Below are 20,438 nucleotides of genomic sequence, written 5' to 3'. Positions count from 1 at the left end.
AAAGTTTACAGGTAAATAGTTGGTATAAAATGGTTAAAACATTCAGCTTTTTTGGCATATACAGAGCAGCCCCCTCTCTAAATCCGGTACAGGAGATTTTACCTGACTATTTGTTAAAATCCTATCTAATGGGAAGGATTTAGCCGGAGTTTAATCATTACGCTGTTCTTACCATGCATTCAGTCCTTTGTGGCAAGGGGAGAGATAGCTAAAAAAAAGACGAAGATCAAAAGTCTCCCTACCGGGGAGATATAGAGGGGGCTTACGAATTCTTAATAAACTCCTTCTGGTACATCAGCGGGCTTTTGCCGGTCACCAGCTTAAAATGTTTGTGAAAGGTTGAAAAGTTATTGAACCCGCTATCGTAACATAGCTGTTTAATGTTCAACTTATCTTCTATCAGTAATTTACAGGCGTGGCCAACTTTTATTTCGATGATAAACTGCGAGAAGGTTTTGCGGGTTTTTGATTTAAAGTACCGGCAAAACGAGTTGGAACTTACACCCGCTATCTCGGCAATCTCATCCAGGTAAATCTTTTTCCTGAAATTCTGCATCGAATATTCATAAATATTGTTTAGCCGGTCGTTCTCTGAATCATTATGATCGTATTTAAAACCAATGGAAGCCATGTAACTCGATGCCGCGCTGGTGGCAATAGCATTTAGTGCCTTTAGCAGCATGATAATCCTCTCGGCGCCATCGGTACCTGGCATGGCTGCCATCTGGGCGGCTACTTTTTCTTTTGCTGCCCCGGTAATCTGCAACCCGCGTTTTGATTTTTCGAACAATACTTTGATCAATTTATTCTCTGGCAATTGCAAAAATTGCTCGCCCCAAAAGTTTTCGCAAAAGTGTACTACAAAAACCTCTACCCCTTTATTTTCAGCGGAGTTAAAATACAAATCGTCAAAACGCCAGTAGTGCGGCAGGTTGGGGCCAACCAACACCATGTCGCCCGATTTGAATTGTTTAATACTATCGCCAATAAACTGTGTACCGCTGCCTTTCTTCAGGTAAATCAGTTCCAGTTCGGGGTGGCAATGCCAGCGGTTGTTAATATCGGGCAATACATCGTGCCGCACACTAAACGAGTGTGCAGGGCCCGAAGAAACTTTTAGTAACTGCGGTTTCATTCAGCTTATTTTACAATTGATGCGATAAATATAGCCAATAATTGTAAAAATAGCTGATTGTCGCACTTTTTTTACGCCACTAAAAAAACGACACGTCACATTTTCTTTTAAGTGATATATTTTTATATCTTGCTGCCAGATTAAATCCAATTATTTCCTAATGAAACCTTATTACAAACTGCTGCTTCCGGCATTAATATTGCCTTTATTTTCTGTTGCGCAAAGCAATTACAAACCAGGTTATGTTGTTACGCTTAAAGGCGATACTTTACGCGGCTTCATCAACATTAAAGAATGGGCTGTTAACCCACGAAAGGTTAGTTTTAAAACATCGACAAATGATACTCCCCCCCGCTACCTTGGTGTTAGTGATATCACTTCGTTTGCAGCTACAAATTCAGAAGCATATCAAAGATATATTGGCTTACTAAACGTCGATCCAACCAAAATATCCAGCCTTTCAAACGGCCGAAACACGGATACCAAAACTGATTCGGTGTTTTTAAAGATCATCCAAAAAGGAGCCAATATTACTTTATTTGAATATGCCGACGATTTAAAGAATCATTACTTTGTTAGCGGAAGTGGCGATGCTCAGCCAACGGAACTGGTTTACAGGGTTTATAAGAATGATGGAAAAACCATAAACGAAGATGCATATAAACAACAACTATTCCTGTTATCGGAAAAGTACAACGGCTCCAACAACACCAAAACCATTATTGAAAAGGCCGACTATAATGCGGATGACCTAATCGAAATAGCACGATTTATCAATAAAACTAATGCGAAACAAGACGCAACATTAACCGATGGCAGTAAAAGCACCCAATTTTTTGCTTCGGCGGGTGTAAACTTTGGCAACATTACATCAGGCATCGACGCATTTAAAGAATTTGACAGCAAATCAGCCTCATCAATATTCCCGCGCATTGCTGTCGGAATAAATGTATTGGCTAACCCCAGTACCGGAAAACTGATATTCAGGGCGCAGCTTGCTTATACCAGTAATAAGTTTAAAGGAAATCAAACCGGCGGCTCTACTTATTCGCTAACTCAAAATAATATATCGCTGATACCACAAATCCTGTATAATTTTTACAATACAAATGACTTTAAATTTTACGCCGCTGCCGGTGCCGCATTTAATATATCAGCTTACAGTGGTAACAAATATACCTATTCAGGTGCAGGTAAAACAACCGTTACAGATGGCTATCTGTTACAATCAAATTGGATATCATACCCCATAAATATCGGTGCGGTGATTGGTAAAAAATTCGACATCACAGCAGGATATATACCGAATGCGATCTTTACCAAGGATAACACAAATTACATGCAGGTAAGTGCTGTTCAAATAGCCTTAAACTACTATTTTAATTAAAAACTAAACCTCTATCGCAATGAAAACTTTATTTTCAATAGCAGCAGCATTAACGTTGCTACCTGCTTTAACGTTTGCGCAAAGCAATTATAAGCCAGGCTACATTGTTACCCTAAAGGGTGATACTTTACGCGGTGAAATAAACCAGAAAGAATGGTTTGGCAACCCCAAAAGCATCGAATTTAAAAGCACTGCAGGCGTTAAAAACTATACGGTAAATGATATAAGCTATTTTGAATTGCTTAATTCATCTATTTATCAGCGGTACTCCGGCGAGATCAGTATGGATGAAACCAATACTTCAAAATTGCAAACAGGAGTTGATTCAACCAGAAAGCAGGATGTGGTATTTTTAAGGGTGGAGCAAAATGGCCCAAATGTAACCTTGTATTCATACATTGATGCCAAAAAGACGAGGTTTTTTATTGGCGATAACAAAACCAGCCAGGTTAAGGAACTTGTTTACCGGATTTATTATTTGCCAGATCACGGCGTACAAACCCGGAGCGAAAATATTTACATACCGCAACTGTATGACCTGGCTATTAAATATAACCCGACATCGGAGAAATTAAAAAGCGAAATAGAAAATGCTACTTATAGTTTACCCGACCTAAAAAGCATTTCCCAAAAACTCAACAATATTACTGTTGATAAAAAAACGTATGGTGGTAAATCGGCGTGGAAATTTTTTGCCGGCGTGGGTGTTAATGCTACCCTGTTTACAACCAGTCCGGGTACCAGCCAGGGCACCAAATTTTACAACGCAAAAAATACAACATCTGTGTACCCCGCAGTGTCAGCAGGTGTAAATTTATATCCAAATCCAAGTGTTGGCAAACTCATTGTACGTGGCGAAATAATGGTTACCGGGGCAGCGTATAAGAACTCTGTAGATCTCTATTTTAACCAGCCGGATATACCAAAATCTGATTTTAATGTAAAGGAATTTTTAGTTATTGTTAATCCGCAGGTGATATACAACATTTATAACACCAACAATTTTAAATTCTTTATCGACGCCGGTATATCCTATACTTTCGTAAAAACCACGGGCAATTCTATCTACAACAGCCATCTTCAAACAACTACGTACAACTACCTTTCTCTAAGTTCGGGACTAATCAGTTTCCCTATCAAGCTGGGTGTAACTTTAGGTAAAAAAGTGGACATATATGTTTCTTATTCCACTCCCGCGGCTATTACCAATAGCAAAAATTATACTATAAATGCAAACAGCATTAAAGCGGGCATTAATTACGAGTTTTAAATCAAAAAAGCGTCCCGGTATCTCACCCCCGGGACGCTGTGTTATGGCTTAAACCAATAACATCAACTAAATCCAGATCAACCTCGCGTATGATCATTGCTTGCCATCTTTCTCAGGGATAGCCAGATTTTAAATATCGTTTCAGACTTTCTCCCTCATTAAAACGGGCCACCGCCACCCGGAGGGGGGCCACCAGGGCCAGGGCCGCCCATACCACCGGGCCCCATTGTTGGTTTCTTACCTGCAAATTTCTGTAGCTTAAGTGTAAAACTTAACAAATAATACCTACCCAGCCTGTTGCTGCTGGTTTGGGTTACATAGCTACCACTTTGCGTACTGGTGTAACCCGTATTTTGATTAAACACATCCATTGCCGAAAGGCGGATAGTACCTGCATTTCCTTTTAAAAACCTGCGCTCAACATAGGTATTTAATATATTGGGGTTGGTTGCTCCTTTATAGCCGTAATAAAACATCTTGGAGTAATCGTAACTTACTGTCCAATCCTTCCATAAATAGTTTTTGCCGTTGATGCTCAGGTTAAGCGAGCTGAAATTATTGTTGATGTTGGCCGTAGTAATCGAATTATTCGACTTATTTACCGCGTAGGTTGTGCTGGCCTCGGCATCTACAACATCAGTAATACTCAACCGGAATCTGACGCCTTGCGAGAGCACCAGGTTTTTAGCTATATTTTTCTCGGTTGTCATGGCATAACTTGTCGAATCGACATTACTTATATAAGAGATGTTATTATTGTAGGCAACGTTGCCTATAAAGAATAAATTATATTTTCTTTTTTCCCAGGGTTTGGCAAATACGTAAAAACCCTGTGCCGAGTAAAATCCATCGGCATTCAAATACTGGGTTAAAATACTTCCGGCCAGTTTGCTGTTTGGCGTGTATGTTTTAGGGTAATTGATAGTGTTGGCTACTATCTTATTATCGGTAGTGGTGAAAGATAAATTACTGAAAAACACATTCCCACTCTCGAAATTAAACTTGTTGTACCTGATGGATAGGTTGTTATTAAACTCTGGCTTTAAATCGGGGTTACCTTGAACCGGGTACGATGCATTGCTGAAATCGGTAACAGGTTGCAACTCGGTATAGGTTGGCTGGTTGCTCACCCCGTTATAGTTTAAGCTTAACGACTGATTACGCGAGAAGTTGTAAATGAACCTGGCATTAGGTGCTAAGTTAAATGTATGGCTATCTGTTGGCGAAGCACCGTTAGTTAATGATTGCCCGCGCAGTATGGTTGGTTGTGCTACCAAACCTAAGGTGTAGTTATACTTTTTATCGATAAAACGATAGTTTAAGCCAAAACGATTGGTAATAAACGTGGAGTTATAATTATTGCTCAGCAAGCCATAATAATCTTTGGTTACGCCATCAAGGCTGAGGGTATCTGTCCGTTTATCAGCCGTAGTATAGGCGTAATGATAAGCATATGTTAATTCAAGATACCCTTTTTTACTCACCGGCTCCAAAAACGATACGCTTGTACCCAAACTATCAGTACGGCTGTTGGTATTAATAAACTGATTGAGCGGCGCGTTTGCAGCACCATCTAAATAGGTATAAACCGGGTTTTGGTATTTATTGATCTTGTATGATCCGGCACCAACATTTACGCTAAAATTGCGGCCTTTACGGGCAAAACGGTGGTTAAATAACACATTGGCCCCATAATTTGGTTCGGTTTGGTTACTGTAGGTATCAAAATTATAATTGGATATGGTTTGGGAGTTATTAACCAACAAACTACTGCCTAACTGTGTGGTAGTTACTTTTGCATAAGCAAACGATGGTGTAATTTTAATATAATTAACGGTATCGGGCTTAATTTCGATATTGAAGTTGAAACGATGGTTCAGCTTTTCGTCGTTTTGGGTGTTGTTATTGGTATTGGTGCTTGGGTTTGATGTAGATATATTGTTTTGAATGGTTTTGTTGATGGTATATACCGAATTATCGGCAAAGCTATAGCTGCCATAAGCGGTAACTTTTTTGCCCCAGCTATCGCGGTAGTTAAGGCCAAATGACCGTGCTGTAGTGATACCGTTAGTATTGCTGCTATTACCACCCGGAGGACCACCCGGGCCGCCGCCTCTGGGGCCGCCGCCGTTAAAGGTAAACAGGTTGGTATTGGTATTATTTAGATTGCCCAAAAAGGCCAGTTGCTGATCGCCGTTAAATTTGAACATATTTGCCGATGCCACATACCTGTTCCCCTCCTGGCTGTTGGAGATACCGGGAATAGCATCCCTGCCCCCGCCCACGCTGGCCTGGCCAAAATACCCGTAATTTTTACTCTGTTTTATGGTGATGTTAAGGATCTTGTCAGGCTCGCCGCTTTTTACACCGGTAAGGTTGGCCTGATCGCCGTAATCATCAATAATCTGGATGTTTTGTACAATATCAGCGGGCAGGTTTTTGGTGGCTGATTTTACGTCGCCACCAAAAAAATCTTTACCATTTACTCTTACTTTGGTTACACTTTTACCTTGGGCGGTAATATTGCCATCTTTATCAACATCAACACCAGGCAATTTTTTAATTACATCCTCCACAGGGGCATTATCACGAACCGGGTAAGCAGCGGTATTAAATTCAACCGTATCCTCCTTAAGCTTTACCGGGTTAACATCAGATATGGTAACCGTGTTAAGCATATAGGTATCATTTTTAAGAATAATGGGCTTTAACAACACAGGAGTACTGGCATTATCCAACACAAAACGACGGCGCAGCCCCTGGTAACCTATCGAGTTTAAAACCAGGCTAAACTGGTTTGTTTTTACATCGTCAAAGGTAAATGCACCTTTACTATCGGTAATTACTTTGGTGCTATCGGTACCGGTTAGTAATTTAACAGTAGTACCCGGTAAGGTTACCCCGGTTGAGTCGGTGACCGTTCCCCTGACCTGCCTGCCCGTTTGGGCAAAGGTTGTGAGGCTAAACAGCAATGCTGCGATTATCAGATATGTAGATTTGAGTTTCATCCTGTTGCGGCTTATTTACAACACAAAGCAATAACATCGGCATCACCCCCAAAAAAGCAATAGACAGGGGCACTACAAACGTAGACGAAGGCATGCTTTTTACCTATAAACCCATGTATTTGCCCCCTTAAACTCCAATAACACTATTTAACGGTTAATTTTGGCCATTTGTCGGCGAGTTATGCCTCTTAGGCGATTATGCTTGATTGATAGCCAATTGGTTTAGTAATATTGAACAGTTATTAAACCGCCATCGAGAATCTTCAGGTCAAGATTTTCTGTCGAAAAATAAAAAACATAAATAGTCCTGATTCTCGTATCTTGACTTCTGATTATAACCAGCAATGAGCCTCAAATCAAAAAGCACTACGATTACTATCCTAATTCATGTATTAATATGGGCCGTACTGGTTTTTGCGCTGCTTTTATACCAGCCGCTTACCTGGAACATTGTATTACCTTATCAATTCTGGGTAAAACAGGCTTTGGTTATTATTGTGCTGGTGGTTGCTTTCTATATCAATTCTATTGTACTTGTGCCGGTATACCTATTAAAAAACCGTACCGGAATGTACTTCCTGATTATCATTGGGTTAATAATTGCCATATATTTTTTAAACAATCTTTTCGACAGTGCTTTAAATATGCACCAATTAATGGATGCAGCTACGCACAAACACAGCAGGCCGCCAAAACAGGGCGGCGGCAGAAATCATATTTTTGATTTTGTAATCGTGTTTATCATGGCATTGGTATTAGGCATCAGCACCAGCATTACGGCTATTCAAAAGTGGCAGGCCGATATCAGGCTCCGCGAAACTTTAGAACAGGATAAAATCAGTTCGGAGTTATCGTTCCTGAAAGCGCAGATCAACCCGCATTTCTTTTTCAATACCCTCAATAACATTTACGCACTTACCCATATCAATGCCGAAACATCACGCAAAGCCATTCACCAGCTTTCGCGAATGATGCGGTACGTGTTATATGATACCCAACACGGCACAGCCCTGTTAAGCCAGGAAATAGCCTTTATAAAAGACTACATCAGCCTGATGGAACTACGGCTTACCGATAAGGTGAAAGTTACATTTAATTCGCCCCCAGCTGTTAATGATATGACCGTTGCCCCTATGATATTTTTACCTTTTGTGGAGAATGCCTTTAAACATGGCATCAGCGCCACGCTGCCCAGTGAAATCCTTATCAGCGTTGAACAAAATGCAGAGATGCTGGAACTAAGGGTAGAAAACTCCATTTACAAAGACGCCAACCCCAACCTGGAAGAAAACAAAGGCATTGGCCTTACCAATACCCTGCGTCGTTTAGATTTGTTGTATGCCGGAAAATACACATTGGATATAAAGGAAGATGTCGCCGCAAATACCTATAAAGTTCACTTAATACTCAACCTGTCATGATATTAAACTGCATAGCCGTTGATGATGAGCCCCTGGCCCTTGGGCTGGTTTGCGCATTTATTGAACAAACGCCATTTTTAAAGCTTACAGGACGCTACAGCAGCGCGGTTGAAGCACTGGTTGGTTTACAGGACCAAAAGGTGGATCTTATTTTCCTGGATATACAAATGCCCAATTTAAACGGCATCGAGCTGGCCCGAGTGTTGGATAGCCGCGGCGCCAGCAAACCGCGCATTATTTTTACCACCGCTTACAATCAGTTTGCGTTGGAAGGTTATAAAGTTGACGCATTGGATTACCTGTTGAAACCTTTTAATTACGAAGAGTTTTTGCATGCCGCCAACAAAGCATTAAGCTATGCCGAGCTGTTACAACGATCAGCCAACCCGGCCCCCGCCGCGATGATTGCTCCCGAAGAACATCGTATTGAGGATGACTACCTGTTTTTAAAGATAGAGTACCAACTGGTGCGCATAGCACTTAAAGATATCCTGTACATAGAGGGCCTGAAAGATTACGTTAAAATATACCTGCAAGGCACCGAGAAAGCATTGCTATCGCTCACCAGTTTAAAATCGCTGGAAGAAAAATTGCCGTCAAAACGCTTTATGCGGGTGCACCGCTCGTTCATCGTATCGTTAGATAAAATAAACTCTATTACCCGCAACGCCCTGCAAATTGGCAAGGTAAACATCACCGTTGGCGATCAGTATAAGGATGCTTTCGGGGTATTTTTGAGCAAGTGGGTGTAAGTGTATGAATCAGAATTTTCAGAATTTGAAAATTAACAGAATCCTGTCTGTTGAAATAAATTCCGGATATTCTTAAATTCTGAAAATTCTGATTCAGACAACATCGCTTTGCAATTTTTTCTCTCCTATTCTCCCGCATTAAATAATAATCCCTAATTTTATTTTATGCAAGAGGTAACCGTATCCTGGCTTAAATCGCTCGAAGCTTTAGAGCATGTCCCGGATGATCAGCTGCAATGGCTGATAGATAATAGTGAATACAAAATTTTTGAAGATGGCACGCTGCTTAATGAGCCTGGCTCACCCGCTACGGGGCCACATATAATTATTGAAGGCAGTATGCGCTTTTACATGCTGCAAAACCGCGGCCGTCGCGATTTTGTTGCCGTAGGGCCCGGAAGTATAACAGGCTATCTTCCGTTTTCGCGCGGACTCATTTCTAAAGGCTATGCCGAAGCTATTGGCGAACTGCATGTTTTGAGTTTCCCTACCGAGCGGATAACCGAAATGATAAAAAATCATTTTGAGCTTACCCAGGCGTTAGTACACATCATGACCAACCGCGTTCGCGATTTTACAGCCCTGCAGCAGCAAAACGAAAAAATGATGGCCTTAGGTAAACTATCCGCCGGGCTGGCCCACGAGTTGAATAACCCGGCATCGGCCATTGTGCGTGATTCTACTTCGCTAAGCAAGCACTTACAGTTAGCGCCTGATGCCGTAAAGGGAATGTTTGCCATAAAAATGACCCCCGAACAGGTTGACGGTGTAACCGGCGAGATGTTTAAAGTGCTTGGGGCAAAAGAAGGAACACGCCTGAGTTTGAAGCAACGTACCCAACGCGAAGATGAAATTGGCGAATGGCTTGATGAAAACGAGATAGAAAACAGCTACGATATAGCCGAAAGCTTTGTTGATTTTAATTTTACGTTAGAAAATCTCGACACTTTAAAAAGCTATATCCCAAAACAGTTTTTGTCGACCATCCTTAACTGGATGAGCAACAAGCTGGTGGCCGAAAAAATGATCCTGGATATCCAGGAATCATCCAAACGGATAGCCGAACTGGTAAGTTCGGTTAAAACTTTTACGCATATGGACCGCGGACAGGATAAGCAGTATGCCGATATTCATATTGGTATCACCAACACGCTTACCATGCTGGGTTACAAAATTCGTAAAGGAAATATTACCGTTGTTGAAGATTTTGACCGAACTTTGCCCGAAGTTAAAGCGCTGATTGGCGAGCTTAACCAGGTTTGGACAAACCTTATTGATAATGCCCTTGATGCTATGGCACCCGCGGGCAAAGGCATCCTGACCATTAAAACCCGGCGTGACCGGGAGTTTGTAGAAGTTTTTATCATCGACGATGGCCCGGGTATCCCCGAAGATATCCAAAGCCAGATTTTCGATCCGTTTTTTACCACCAAAGAGATGGGCAAGGGTACCGGCATGGGGCTTGAAGTGGTGCAACGGATTGTAAAACAACACCGTGGATCGATCAAAGTAAAATCGAAGCCCGAGTGTACCGTGTTTAATGTTTGCTTTCTTATTGACGGGTAGCCAACATTTTTTAATAATATATTTATCATTTACCTGTAGCAAAACCTATGAATCGACCTATTATATTTTCAATTGATGATGATCAGCAGGTACTACGGTCTATTAGCCGTGATCTGCGGTCACAGTACGGTAAAGAGTACAAAATACTAAGTACAACATCGGCACAGGAAGCACTGGAAACACTTACCGAACTCAAAAATGGTTCGGATGTGGTAGCCTTGTTTCTTTGCGACCAGCGCATGCCCGAAATGGAAGGCGTTAAATTTTTAGAAAAAGCAAAAAAAGTATTTCCTGACGCCAAAAGGGTATTACTTACGGCATACAGCGATACCGAGGCGGCTATTAAAGCCATCAATGATGTGCAGCTGGATTATTACCTTATGAAACCATGGGACCCGCCCGAAGAAAAATTGTACCCGGTAATAAATGATTTGCTTGCAGACTGGCATAACAGTTACATTCCCGAATTTGTAGGTATTAAATTGGTAGGGTACCAGTTTTCGCCGCAATCGCATGTGATAAAAGATTACCTGGCCGGTAACCTTATCCCCTATCGCTGGCTTGATATCGAAAAGAATGTGGATGCAGGAACGCTACTGGCTTTAAACAACCTATCTACCGATTGCCTGCCCATGGTATTTTTTGAGGACGGCAGCTATCTGCAAAAACCATCGATACAGGGCATAGCCGCAAAGCTTGAAAAAAACACCCAAACATTAACCGATGTTTACGATGTGGTAATTATAGGCGCTGGCCCCGCCGGCCTTGCCGCCGCGGTTTATGGCGCATCCGAAGGTTTAAAAACCCTGCTGATTGAGCGTAAAGCTCCGGGCGGACAGGCAGGCACCAGTTCGCGGATTGAAAACTACCTGGGTTTCCCGGCCGGCTTAAGCGGTGCCGACCTTACCCGCCGGGCCATTACACAGGCCATGCGTTTGGGTGCCGAATTTTTATCGCCCCAATCTGTTAGTGATATCAAACAAAAAGATGGTTACAAAACCATTATTTTGGATGACGGCCCCGAAATTATAAGCCGCACTGTAGTGATAACTACCGGCGTTGACTACCGTAAACTGGAGGTTAAAGGTGTGGAAAACTTTACAGGCGCGGGCATTTACTATGGCGCAGCCACTACCGAGGCATCGGCTTGTACGGGTAAAGATGTTTATGTAATTGGCGGTGGTAACTCGGCCGGGCAGGCTGCCATGCACCTTTCTAAATATGCAACAAAGGTACATATCGTGATCAGGCGCGAGGATTTGGTGGCAACCATGTCGGCCTACCTAATTACACAAATCAGCGAAACACCCAACATTGAGGTGCTTGGCAATACCGAGATTGTAGAAGCTCACGGCGGTAACTGCCTGGAAAAATTAACCTTAAAAAACTGTATAACGCAGGAAACTTTTACAAATAAGGCTGCTGCCTTGTACATTTTTATAGGCGCCAAACCATATACCGACTGGATTAAGCTCGACATTATAAAAAACAACAAGGATTTTATAGAAACCGGCCGCGAGCTGCGCAGCTACGAAAGCTTTAACAAAGTATGGAAACTTAAGCGCGATCCGTTTTTACTGGAAACCAGCTGCTCGGGTATTTTTGCCGCCGGCGATGTACGCGCCGGGGCCATGAACAGGGTGGCATCTGCCGTGGGCGAAGGCTCAATGGCCATTAGTTTTGTTCACAAATATTTAGCTGAAGTTTAATAACACATATGCAAGAAGACGACCAAATATGCCAGCACCTGGCGGCAATTACCGATATTAAACAACCAAAGGAGTACCTGTGCGAAGAGTGCGTTAAAACACATTCATCATGGATGCACCTGCGCACCTGCCAAACCTGTGGCGTTACATTATGCTGCGATAGCTCGCCCAATACCCACATGACCAAACATTTTGAAGCCACCGGCCACCCGGTAGTAATATCGGCCGAGCCCGGCGAAAGATGGCTATGGTGCTATGTGGATGAAGCAGTGACGGGGTATTGAGGTAGATGTGCAGGTTTCAGATGTGCAGATGAAGGAATTAATGTGCAGATTTCAGATGTGCAGATGAAAAAATTAATGGGCAGATATGCAGTTTTAAGATATGCAGATTTCAACTGCGCAACTCAAATCATCTGAAATCTGCACATCTGAAATCTGCACATCAACCAGCTTATCCTTCCAGGTACCTATCCAAGGAGATTGGGCCTGAACCTAAGATGGTGAACACCGATAGTAGGATCAATGCAATTACCGATGGCCATTCCAGGGCATTTATGGGTTCCCGGAAAATACCGGTTACAAATACGGCTCCTAACACAATGGGTATCTGGATAAGAGAAGCCAGCCGGGTAAATATACCAAGCGTTATCAGGATGCCTCCAATCATGTGGGCAAAAGTTACATAATAAACCAAAACCATTAGTACCCCTGGCGAAAGATCAACGATATCCTGGCTGTCGATAAGATCGCGCAGGTAGGCCGTGTTTTCCATAAAGGCTATGCCTTTCAGCAATAAAAATACCCCAAGGGCAACACGTATAAGATCAAGGATTTTAGGGTGATGTGTATCGCCCCAATGTTCAATTTTATGAACCACATTCATAACAGCCTCCTTATTTTTAAAGGTGTAATTGGTTTTGGCAACCAGGCGGCTTGCGGGGAGAATAAAGCAGATTGGTTACGCTATATAAATATAGTAACAAACTTGTTATAATTGCAAATTGTTTTTATTCGGAATTTAAGGCAAACGCGCCAAAATTGGGTTAACATAACTTAACACATTTCAGGTGAAAAATGATATAAATATTTAGTAATCAATAATTTGCATTTTTCACATGGTTAACATTAAAAATCATGTTTCGCGCAATGTAAACGCATCTTAATTTTTGTGCCTGCCGTTGGTTAAAACAGGTGCCGAAGCGACCTGGATTTTTTAACCAGGATCAGGCAATAAACACAAGCTATCGTTTGATGCTAATATCTTCCCGGCATCATTGGCTTACTCCGTTGTTTATAGTTATAATTCCCAACAAAACCTATCACTCTATGCCTACCCTGTCATTCAAAGCAGCATCGCTGGTTTTAAATACAGTTTCAAATGGCACTGATAGTTCATCCAGGCAGCCGGCATCTAACAATTGTTTCTGCTGCTTTACAAAATCTGTAACATCTTGAACCTTCCTGATTTGGTGTTTGCCAAAATCCTCCAGCATTTTCCCTTTTTAACCCAATTGAATTGCGCGGCGTTGCAGCTTATTGCCATACGGGTCATGGTCAGGGTCCCATTGCAGGCGCACTTCCTTTTGCTCCAGGTCGGCCCTCCATTGTGCGTGGCTTTGGTAATATTGAGGATTAAATGAAGATATGGCTGCTTCACCCAGGATTTTCTCAAAATCTATCTTTTGAATCCACAGGGCAAGCACCTTTCCTGGTTTTCCTTTTCGGCCCAGCCGCAGCGGTACATCATCCATAAAAAATTGGGCTTTATCCACGACATCCGGCTATAACTACAATGGTTACCGCCAAAGAATTGATGCTCTACCGCAAAATCGGCAATTTGATGATTATAGGCCTAGTAAACAACGATAAGATCTTCGGTTTGGTGGCCTAACAAATGCTGGCCGGTCTTGGGTAATCTTTGGATACTATCCCGGTATAATTCGGTAGTGATGTGTAGTAGATTGTTTTTTGTTAAATTGGTATTCATTAATGTATTATATATTCATAGTTGATCTTTTACAGATCATATTCCTTTAACCATCCTCTTAAGGTGGCCAGGTCTTTTTTCACAGCAGTTGTAAATGCGTCCTTGCTGATAGTTAATTGTTTGGCGCCATCCTGCGCGCCGCCAAGTTCATATTCGCAGTGCAGGCTCATGGGTCCGTTTATTTTCTGTTCCTTTAATATACGAAAATATTTTGGAAAATCCACCATACCCTCGCCCAAAGGCACACTTTTAACCTGCCATTTACCATCTTTTTTGTCCCAGTAAAAATCTTTTACATTGGTTGTTTTAATCCGTGGGATAAGTGTTTGGATAGATGTTGACCAGGTGTCGGCACCTTCGGTAGTGGCATGCCTTACGTCGTACTGGCATCCAATAAAATCAGGACTGGTTGCATCCATCCCCAGCCAAAGATCCCAAACCGAGGCGCCAAATAACTCGCCCGAATGGTTTTGATAAGCACCATGCATGTTATATTGGCCGTTAAGGGCCTCAAGAGCCTTAAATTGCTTGTTTATAGCTTTCAGGTTTTCGGGGATGCCGATGCTTTTATCATAATTTAACCAGGCCATCCGGTAGTATTTAATTCCTAATGCCGATGCAGCCTTCAAAATATCATGAGTATATTTTTCGTCGGGCGATTTAATGTTGGTTACAATGGTATAAACTTTTAAACCGGCTTGCTCAACTGCGGCGACTGCTTTTGGCAGGTCGGCAGCCACATGCTCCGGTAATACGTGGCCGTCGGGCCTTACTGTAAGGTCTACCCCATCAAAGCCCATATCTGCCGCCAATGAGGCCATATCCGCGTAATTGAGCCAATGCAGGTGCTTGGAGAAAATGCTTACTTTAATTTTTCCGGGGGAAGACTGAACGGCATCGCTCCTACTTGAGCCTTTGGGTAAAGTAAATCCTTTGGCGTTTAAACCTAATGCCATGCCGGCCGTTGCCATTGTAGCTGCTGCAATAAACTTTTTGCGGCTGATATTTTCCATAAGCTTATAAATTGGTATTGCAATATACCAAAAGCCGGATGGAATTTCAGATAGCCTAAGTGTAAATGCATTTATCAATCAAAGCCTACATATTCTTTTTGTTTAACCTCTACGTAGCCGGCGGTATTATCGCGGCTGATGTACATTACGATATGAAAAAAGTCGTTATCAAACTGGTAAATGTTGTTTATTGTATCGGCCCCCTGGAACTTCATGGGCAGGCCCTGGCTTTTTGCCTGTGAAATTAAATGGAAAATTTGTTCAGTACGGGCTGTTTTATAGGTTACGGTACGCAGTATGGCCCCGCTGCTTAATTTCAAAGCTACCCCGATATCTACCGATTCTTGTTTCTTCTGGGCATCTGTTTTACTCAAATGTTCAATAGTATTACCATCAACGTCCTGGGTATAGGCCTTTTTAAAGCCTTTTGCCAAAACCAGGTATTTATGCGCATCTGCGTTTGTTAGGTTGGTTAAATTGATAAGGTCATTAACTGTTATGCTTTGTCCAAACAGGTTGGTGCCGCAAAAACATAATAAAGCCACAAACAGGAACTTTTTCATTTTTGTTATCGTATCCAAATATACTTTTTTCTTTAACTAAATTAACTGCCCGGATGATAGCTTTTACTTACGTGTTTCAGTACATCTTCGCGGTAAAATAGCACATCTTTAAACTTACCTTCAATAATACCCTGTGCCTGGTCGGTAAAGTTTTTCGATGCGGCATCAAATGATTGCCCGCCGGTCATGATACTTTTGGCCTTGATCCTCGGCCCAAATTCAACCGCAGCTACAAAACTATTGCCCGAGTAACCATACCTTTTCAAAGTATTTACCGTACGGCTCTGGAACGATGGCAATTGCCCAAACCCCGAACCCGTTAAGCCCACCGGGATACTCGGCAGCTTATCATCAAAGGTTATGCCATCGGCAGGTCGCTGGTAGCGGTTCATATCGCCCCATAGTACCTCCCAGGTGCCAAAACGGCTTTGCAAATTTATCATAACCGCGTTTAAAAGCTCCAGCTGCTGCTTGCCTGGGGTTTTATCGGCCAGTGTTTTAATGCGCCGGGTGATAAAAGTACTTTCCTGGTCGGTTTTAGGCGAAGGGAGTAATTTCAGCATGGCCGTACCCCATTCAATGGCCAGTGAACTTGCTACCGAATTGGCGGCCGTACGCCTATCCCACTGCTTTAATATTGTTACAGCACCTGATATTGAGTACCTTAACGAGTCAGGAGCTTCATCATAAGCTTTAAATAGCGCGGACAGTAAATCGTCAAAGGCAGCCAGGTAGTGGTCATATCCTTTTGCTATAAGGCCATCCAGTGTAAGGTTATTAGCATTCTTTAATATGTTAATGGCCGTAACCGCCCGGTAATTTTCGCCATCGGGCGCCATATAAGCCGGATATTTACTTTTATCCGGACTGCTTGCACCGGCATCAGTATAAGGCGTTGAATTGCAATTTTGGATCCAGCCGGTAGCGGGGTTTATCGTGGTAACAATTTCGTTTAAATGGTGTACCCCTTGCCATTCGGTAGCGGGCGTGCTACCATCAACGGGTAAACTCCAGTCATATTTGGGGTCGCGTTTGGGGATATAATTGCCATACCAAAAAATAGTATTGCCCTTATCATCGGCATAAACAGTGGCGTTAGTGGCGTTGGATACCAGGTCCATGGCTTTTTTATATTCGGCCAGGTTATTGGCCTTAGTTATTTGCCATGATTCTAACAGCGCGTTATATGAGCGATTATTGGCCTTTAGCGCCAGCCATTTGCCGTCGCGGCTGCCTACTACCGGGCCATGATGGGTATAGTAGCCGGTTATTGTTTTTTGCTCAAGCTTATCGCCTTTTTTGATATTTATAACCAATTTACGTTCGGTAACGGGTTTAAGGGCGCCATTGTATTCGTAAAACCACCTGCCGTCTTTTTTTACCATTTTTTCGGCATACAGGTCGGCAACATCGGCATAGCTGCTGGTATGCATCCATCCACAGTGCTTGTTAAAACCCTGGTATATAAAAAACTGTCCCCAGGTTACTGCCCCGTAGGCATGCAAACCTTCTTCGCTCACCAACTCCACTTCGCTGCGGAAATAAAAGGGCACATGCGGATTAATATACAACAAAGCGTGCCCCGAAGCCGACCGCGATGGAGAGACAGCAAACCCATTAGACCCGGTTTCGCGTTCGTTTACAAATTCATAAGCATTGGCCGGGCGATCTGGAACATAACCCAGTTTGTCGCCGCCATTTATATAAAATTCTTTTGTTTCATCCAGCTTAATACCCCCTGTTTCGGTGGCGGCTACGCTTCCATCGGTAAACATCAGCGCGTACCAGGGCTCAAAATGTTTAAATACCTTGGGCTTTACTTCGGGATGTTTGTACAGGTAATAATTTATACCACCGGCAAAAGCATCTAATAGTTTCCTGAAAGCTGGGGCGCTCGTTTTATAATCCCTAATGGCATCTGCACTATCGGCAATTAATTGTAACTGAATATCGGTAGCCAGGCTATTTTCTCCATCCACTTCGGTTTGTTTACCAAACTGGTAAAGGTAATTGCGTTCTATTCCTTTAAAGTTATCTTCGCACTGCGAGTACATCAATCCAAAAACTACGCTGGCATCGGTTTTTCCGTAAATATGCGGCACACCATAATTATCGCGGATGATAGTTACCGATTTGGCCAGATCTATCGCTCGTTTTATTTCCTGCCGGTTAATTTTTTGAGAAAATACAAATACGGGAGAAAACAATAAAATAAAGGTTAAATTCAATTTCATGGTAACAAATATTTTACCCGGACATCTAAGTAAATAAAGTAACGTTAGATAGACACTTATTAATAATATGAGGTAAATTTGAGCGTTTAAACGCAATATTTATATTGTATCTTCGTTTGCCTTAAATTATTCACAATTTATAGAAGCAAGGTTAAATATAACATTGTTTAAAAACTGCTGACACAATATAATAAAAAAATTGTTTATCGGTTATTACATCGGTAAATATAAGAGCTTGGATTAATCATCTTACATGAGATCTGAGGTTTAGTTGATACAGTATCATCTGAGAAATGATATTGCAGTGCGTTCCGGGGTGAGATACGGAACGCATTTTTTATTTAGGTCATTGCAAGTGGTGCCATAACTGGCAACTATGAGGGCAAACTAAATCAACCAATAACTAATAAGCTAAAACAGTCATTGGTTTTTACAGTTGGCCGACCGAAATTGACCATACAGGCTAACCCAATATCCACCAATGAACTAATGAACCAATGAACATTTTTCCCAGGCCATTACCAATAAAACCATGCGGTTGTATGTTGCCAGGCCGCGGGGTTGGTTATTGGCTTTCAGGAAATTATCGTAAAAAATACTGCTTATCCAGCTAAGCTGGGTTTCGTAGGCCATCCAGTAGGCGCGTTCGGCTACAAAATCCTGGTGTACCTGTTTGGATATCATTGCTTTTAATTCCTTATGGGCCACGGTATCGCGCCGGCGCAGGGTATGCATAAACTCATCAACCGCCAGGTGATAGCCAGAGTAACGCAGCAGGCGATCTTTTGATTTTATGGCGATGATAAAGCCGGCAAAATCAGCTTCATCCTCGGCCCCGTAACCTACCTGGTGCGACATTTCATGGCAAGCTACAAACGGCCTGTTAAATACGGGCATGGCATAATTAATCTGCGCTTCGGACGTAAACGGATTGTAATAGCCCGAAGTTCCTATATAATTCAGCAGAAAAGTGATCATGGATGGTTTTATGCCAGGTTGAAAAGCGCGAAAATTGACAGAATCGGCCGAGAGCGCTTTGACAGCATTTACCGCGGTTTGATAAATGGCGCTATTGCTTTGAGCCAGATCGGCCGCTGTAACCCTCGCGCGGCAGGCGTTGGCACTATCAATCAACAATTTGGTTACAGCTTTTAAATCGGTCGTGGTGAATGTAGTATCCCTTAAATTAAGGCGGTCTGCAGCTGATGGCCTGAAATAATTAAGCCCCCAAAACAGGTAAAAACACCCAATAGCTACCTGGATGCTTATTACCCAGCCCAGCAACTGTAACCCAACTTTTTTGAACTGCTTTTTAACCAACAGCTTTACCATCCTAACGATAGCTACAATTAAAATGACAATAACGGCGATGTAAAGTAAATCGCCGACGCTAAAAGGGAATAAATTAAAAACAGGGTGAAAAATCCAGCAAACTATTTTATAAAATCCCTGCGAATAATAACGCTCGACCAAGGCGGGATGGCCTGCCAACAGCATAAGCAAAAAAAGAACCATGGCTAACAATAATATGGTTATTATCCTTTTAATGAATGGATTTTTGCTGATGTAGTTACGCATTGTATACTATAGATGTTAACCGAAGCAATATAACAAAGCTTCACCTGTAAGAAGTTTTTTTTCTGCTTTCCTAATACAAAAAAAGCTCCTTTACAGGAGCTCTTCTTTATTCGGGTTAAATTAAATGCTTATTTAATAGATACCGGAACCACAAAGGTATCCCATTTAAGATTAAAACCCTTGGGTGTTATAGTATAGGTAAGGCTTTCGGCCTTTGGCGCGGTTTTACCTTTAACGGTTACACGCAGCTGGTCGTTTTCTGGTTTATACGTGTAAGCGCCCCATTGCTTGGGGTTTTTATCAAATATAATAGTCCATGTACCGCTTGCAGATGGAATTACAAAAAAAGCATACCTGCCGGCCGGAAGCGCTTTACCTTCAACCTTAATAGCTTTACTGGTTGTAAAGCTGGTTGCCGAATCGGCACCTGCACGCCATACTTTATCAAAAGGCACCAATTCGCCTAATATTTTACGGCCTTTTACATACGGACTACCGTATTTGATTTTAATTAATGAGCCTGCAACTGTAGCGCTTGTACTATCGTGCGGGCTCGCAGGTTTGTTCTGGGCAAAGGCCAGGCTGCTTAAAAATAAAGCAAATGCAAAAACCAATGCTGCTTTAAATTGAAAAGGTTTGTTCATAATATTTCTCATGATTTATTTGGTATAAATATAGGATGAAATTTTGTCGGGTAGCAATTGATAATATAAATAAACCTGTACTACAGTTGTAAAAATGTCATGATAATTAAAAACCATTAATAATCAGCATTGTTATATCATCAGAATTACCACATTGCAGTTAGGAATT

16 protein-coding genes and 1 pseudogene are annotated in these 20,438 nt (G+C 42.1%); 7 read left to right on the top strand and 10 right to left on the bottom strand.

Going from position 1 to position 20,438, the window contains the following annotated elements:
• Nucleotides 1-262: 262 nt before the first annotated feature.
• Nucleotides 263-1,135: an AraC family transcriptional regulator gene (locus BMX56_RS15275; RefSeq protein WP_090649684.1), complete on the bottom strand. Its 873-nt coding sequence runs from the start codon at nt 1,133-1,135 to the stop codon at nt 263-265.
• A gap of 160 nt (nt 1,136-1,295) precedes the next feature.
• Here BMX56_RS15275 and BMX56_RS15270 point away from each other — a divergent pair, with 160 nt between their 5' ends.
• A complete protein-coding gene (locus BMX56_RS15270; protein ID WP_090649682.1) occupies nt 1,296-2,522 on the top strand; it encodes a hypothetical protein in 1,227 nt (408 codons plus the stop codon).
• A gap of 19 nt (nt 2,523-2,541) precedes the next feature.
• Nucleotides 2,542-3,792, top strand: coding sequence for a hypothetical protein (locus tag BMX56_RS15265; RefSeq protein WP_090649679.1), 1,251 nt, complete (start codon nt 2,542-2,544; stop codon nt 3,790-3,792).
• Between the two features lie 158 nt (nt 3,793-3,950).
• Here BMX56_RS15265 and BMX56_RS15260 read toward each other — a convergent pair whose 3' ends face one another.
• Complete coding sequence (locus BMX56_RS15260; RefSeq protein WP_090649676.1) at nt 3,951-6,800, bottom strand: outer membrane beta-barrel protein; 2,850 nt, start codon at nt 6,798-6,800, stop codon at nt 3,951-3,953.
• 344 nt (nt 6,801-7,144) lie between these two features.
• On the opposite strand from BMX56_RS15260, the gene BMX56_RS15255 reads away from it, so the two are divergent.
• From BMX56_RS15255 to BMX56_RS15235, 5 genes are all read left to right on the top strand, one after another.
• Nucleotides 7,145-8,221: a sensor histidine kinase gene (locus BMX56_RS15255; protein WP_090649673.1), complete on the top strand. Its 1,077-nt coding sequence runs from the start codon at nt 7,145-7,147 to the stop codon at nt 8,219-8,221.
• Nucleotides 8,218-8,973, top strand: coding sequence for a LytR/AlgR family response regulator transcription factor (locus BMX56_RS15250; RefSeq protein WP_090649671.1), 756 nt, complete (start codon nt 8,218-8,220; stop codon nt 8,971-8,973). Before BMX56_RS15255 ends, BMX56_RS15250 begins: the two co-directional genes overlap by 4 nt.
• Nucleotides 8,974-9,138: 165 nt before the next feature.
• Nucleotides 9,139-10,539 (top strand): ATP-binding protein, encoded by a 1,401-nt coding sequence (locus tag BMX56_RS15245; protein WP_090649667.1) that lies wholly within the window; start codon nt 9,139-9,141, stop codon nt 10,537-10,539.
• A 47-nt stretch (nt 10,540-10,586) separates the two neighbouring features.
• Nucleotides 10,587-12,248: a response regulator gene (locus tag BMX56_RS15240; RefSeq protein WP_090649664.1), complete on the top strand. Its 1,662-nt coding sequence runs from the start codon at nt 10,587-10,589 to the stop codon at nt 12,246-12,248.
• A gap of 8 nt (nt 12,249-12,256) precedes the next feature.
• Nucleotides 12,257-12,532, top strand: a complete 276-nt coding sequence (locus tag BMX56_RS15235) for a UBP-type zinc finger domain-containing protein (protein ID WP_090649662.1) — start codon at nt 12,257-12,259, stop codon at nt 12,530-12,532.
• A 169-nt stretch (nt 12,533-12,701) separates the two neighbouring features.
• On the opposite strand, the gene BMX56_RS15230 is transcribed toward BMX56_RS15235, so the two are convergent.
• The 8 genes and pseudogenes from BMX56_RS15230 to BMX56_RS15200 all read right to left on the bottom strand — a co-directional run bounded on the left by BMX56_RS15230 (nt 12,702) and on the right by BMX56_RS15200 (nt 20,281).
• Entirely contained in the window at nt 12,702-13,133 is a 432-nt protein-coding gene (locus tag BMX56_RS15230) for a DoxX family protein (RefSeq protein WP_090649659.1), read from the bottom strand.
• Between the two features lie 436 nt (nt 13,134-13,569).
• The gene (locus BMX56_RS30390; RefSeq protein WP_218152429.1) at nt 13,570-13,743 is read right to left on the bottom strand and encodes a hypothetical protein; all 174 of its coding nucleotides are present in this window, start codon (nt 13,741-13,743) and stop codon (nt 13,570-13,572) included.
• A 9-nt stretch (nt 13,744-13,752) separates the two neighbouring features.
• Nucleotides 13,753-14,087: pseudogene (locus tag BMX56_RS30385) on the bottom strand (DUF4291 family protein).
• 179 nt (nt 14,088-14,266) lie between these two features.
• The gene (locus tag BMX56_RS15220; RefSeq protein ID WP_090649657.1) at nt 14,267-15,250 is read right to left on the bottom strand and encodes a sugar phosphate isomerase/epimerase family protein; all 984 of its coding nucleotides are present in this window, start codon (nt 15,248-15,250) and stop codon (nt 14,267-14,269) included.
• A 74-nt stretch (nt 15,251-15,324) separates the two neighbouring features.
• Nucleotides 15,325-15,813 carry a hypothetical protein gene (locus tag BMX56_RS15215; RefSeq protein ID WP_090649653.1) on the bottom strand — a complete coding sequence of 163 codons (489 nt, stop codon included), beginning with the start codon at nt 15,811-15,813 and terminating at the stop codon, nt 15,325-15,327.
• A gap of 41 nt (nt 15,814-15,854) precedes the next feature.
• A complete protein-coding gene (locus BMX56_RS15210) occupies nt 15,855-18,047 on the bottom strand; it encodes a penicillin acylase family protein (protein WP_090649650.1) in 2,193 nt (730 codons plus the stop codon).
• Nucleotides 18,048-18,533: 486 nt separating this feature from the next.
• Entirely contained in the window at nt 18,534-19,625 is a 1,092-nt protein-coding gene (locus BMX56_RS15205) for a DUF3810 domain-containing protein (protein WP_090649647.1), read from the bottom strand.
• Nucleotides 19,626-19,753: 128 nt separating this feature from the next.
• Nucleotides 19,754-20,281: a DUF2911 domain-containing protein gene (locus BMX56_RS15200; protein ID WP_255369852.1), complete on the bottom strand. Its 528-nt coding sequence runs from the start codon at nt 20,279-20,281 to the stop codon at nt 19,754-19,756.
• Nucleotides 20,282-20,438: the final 157 nt, after the last annotated feature.

Origin of the sequence: Mucilaginibacter sp. OK283 (assembly GCF_900110415.1) — a bacterium.
Lineage (GTDB): Bacteria > Bacteroidota > Bacteroidia > Sphingobacteriales > Sphingobacteriaceae > Mucilaginibacter.
This window is presented reverse-complemented; position numbering and strand designations above follow the sequence as displayed.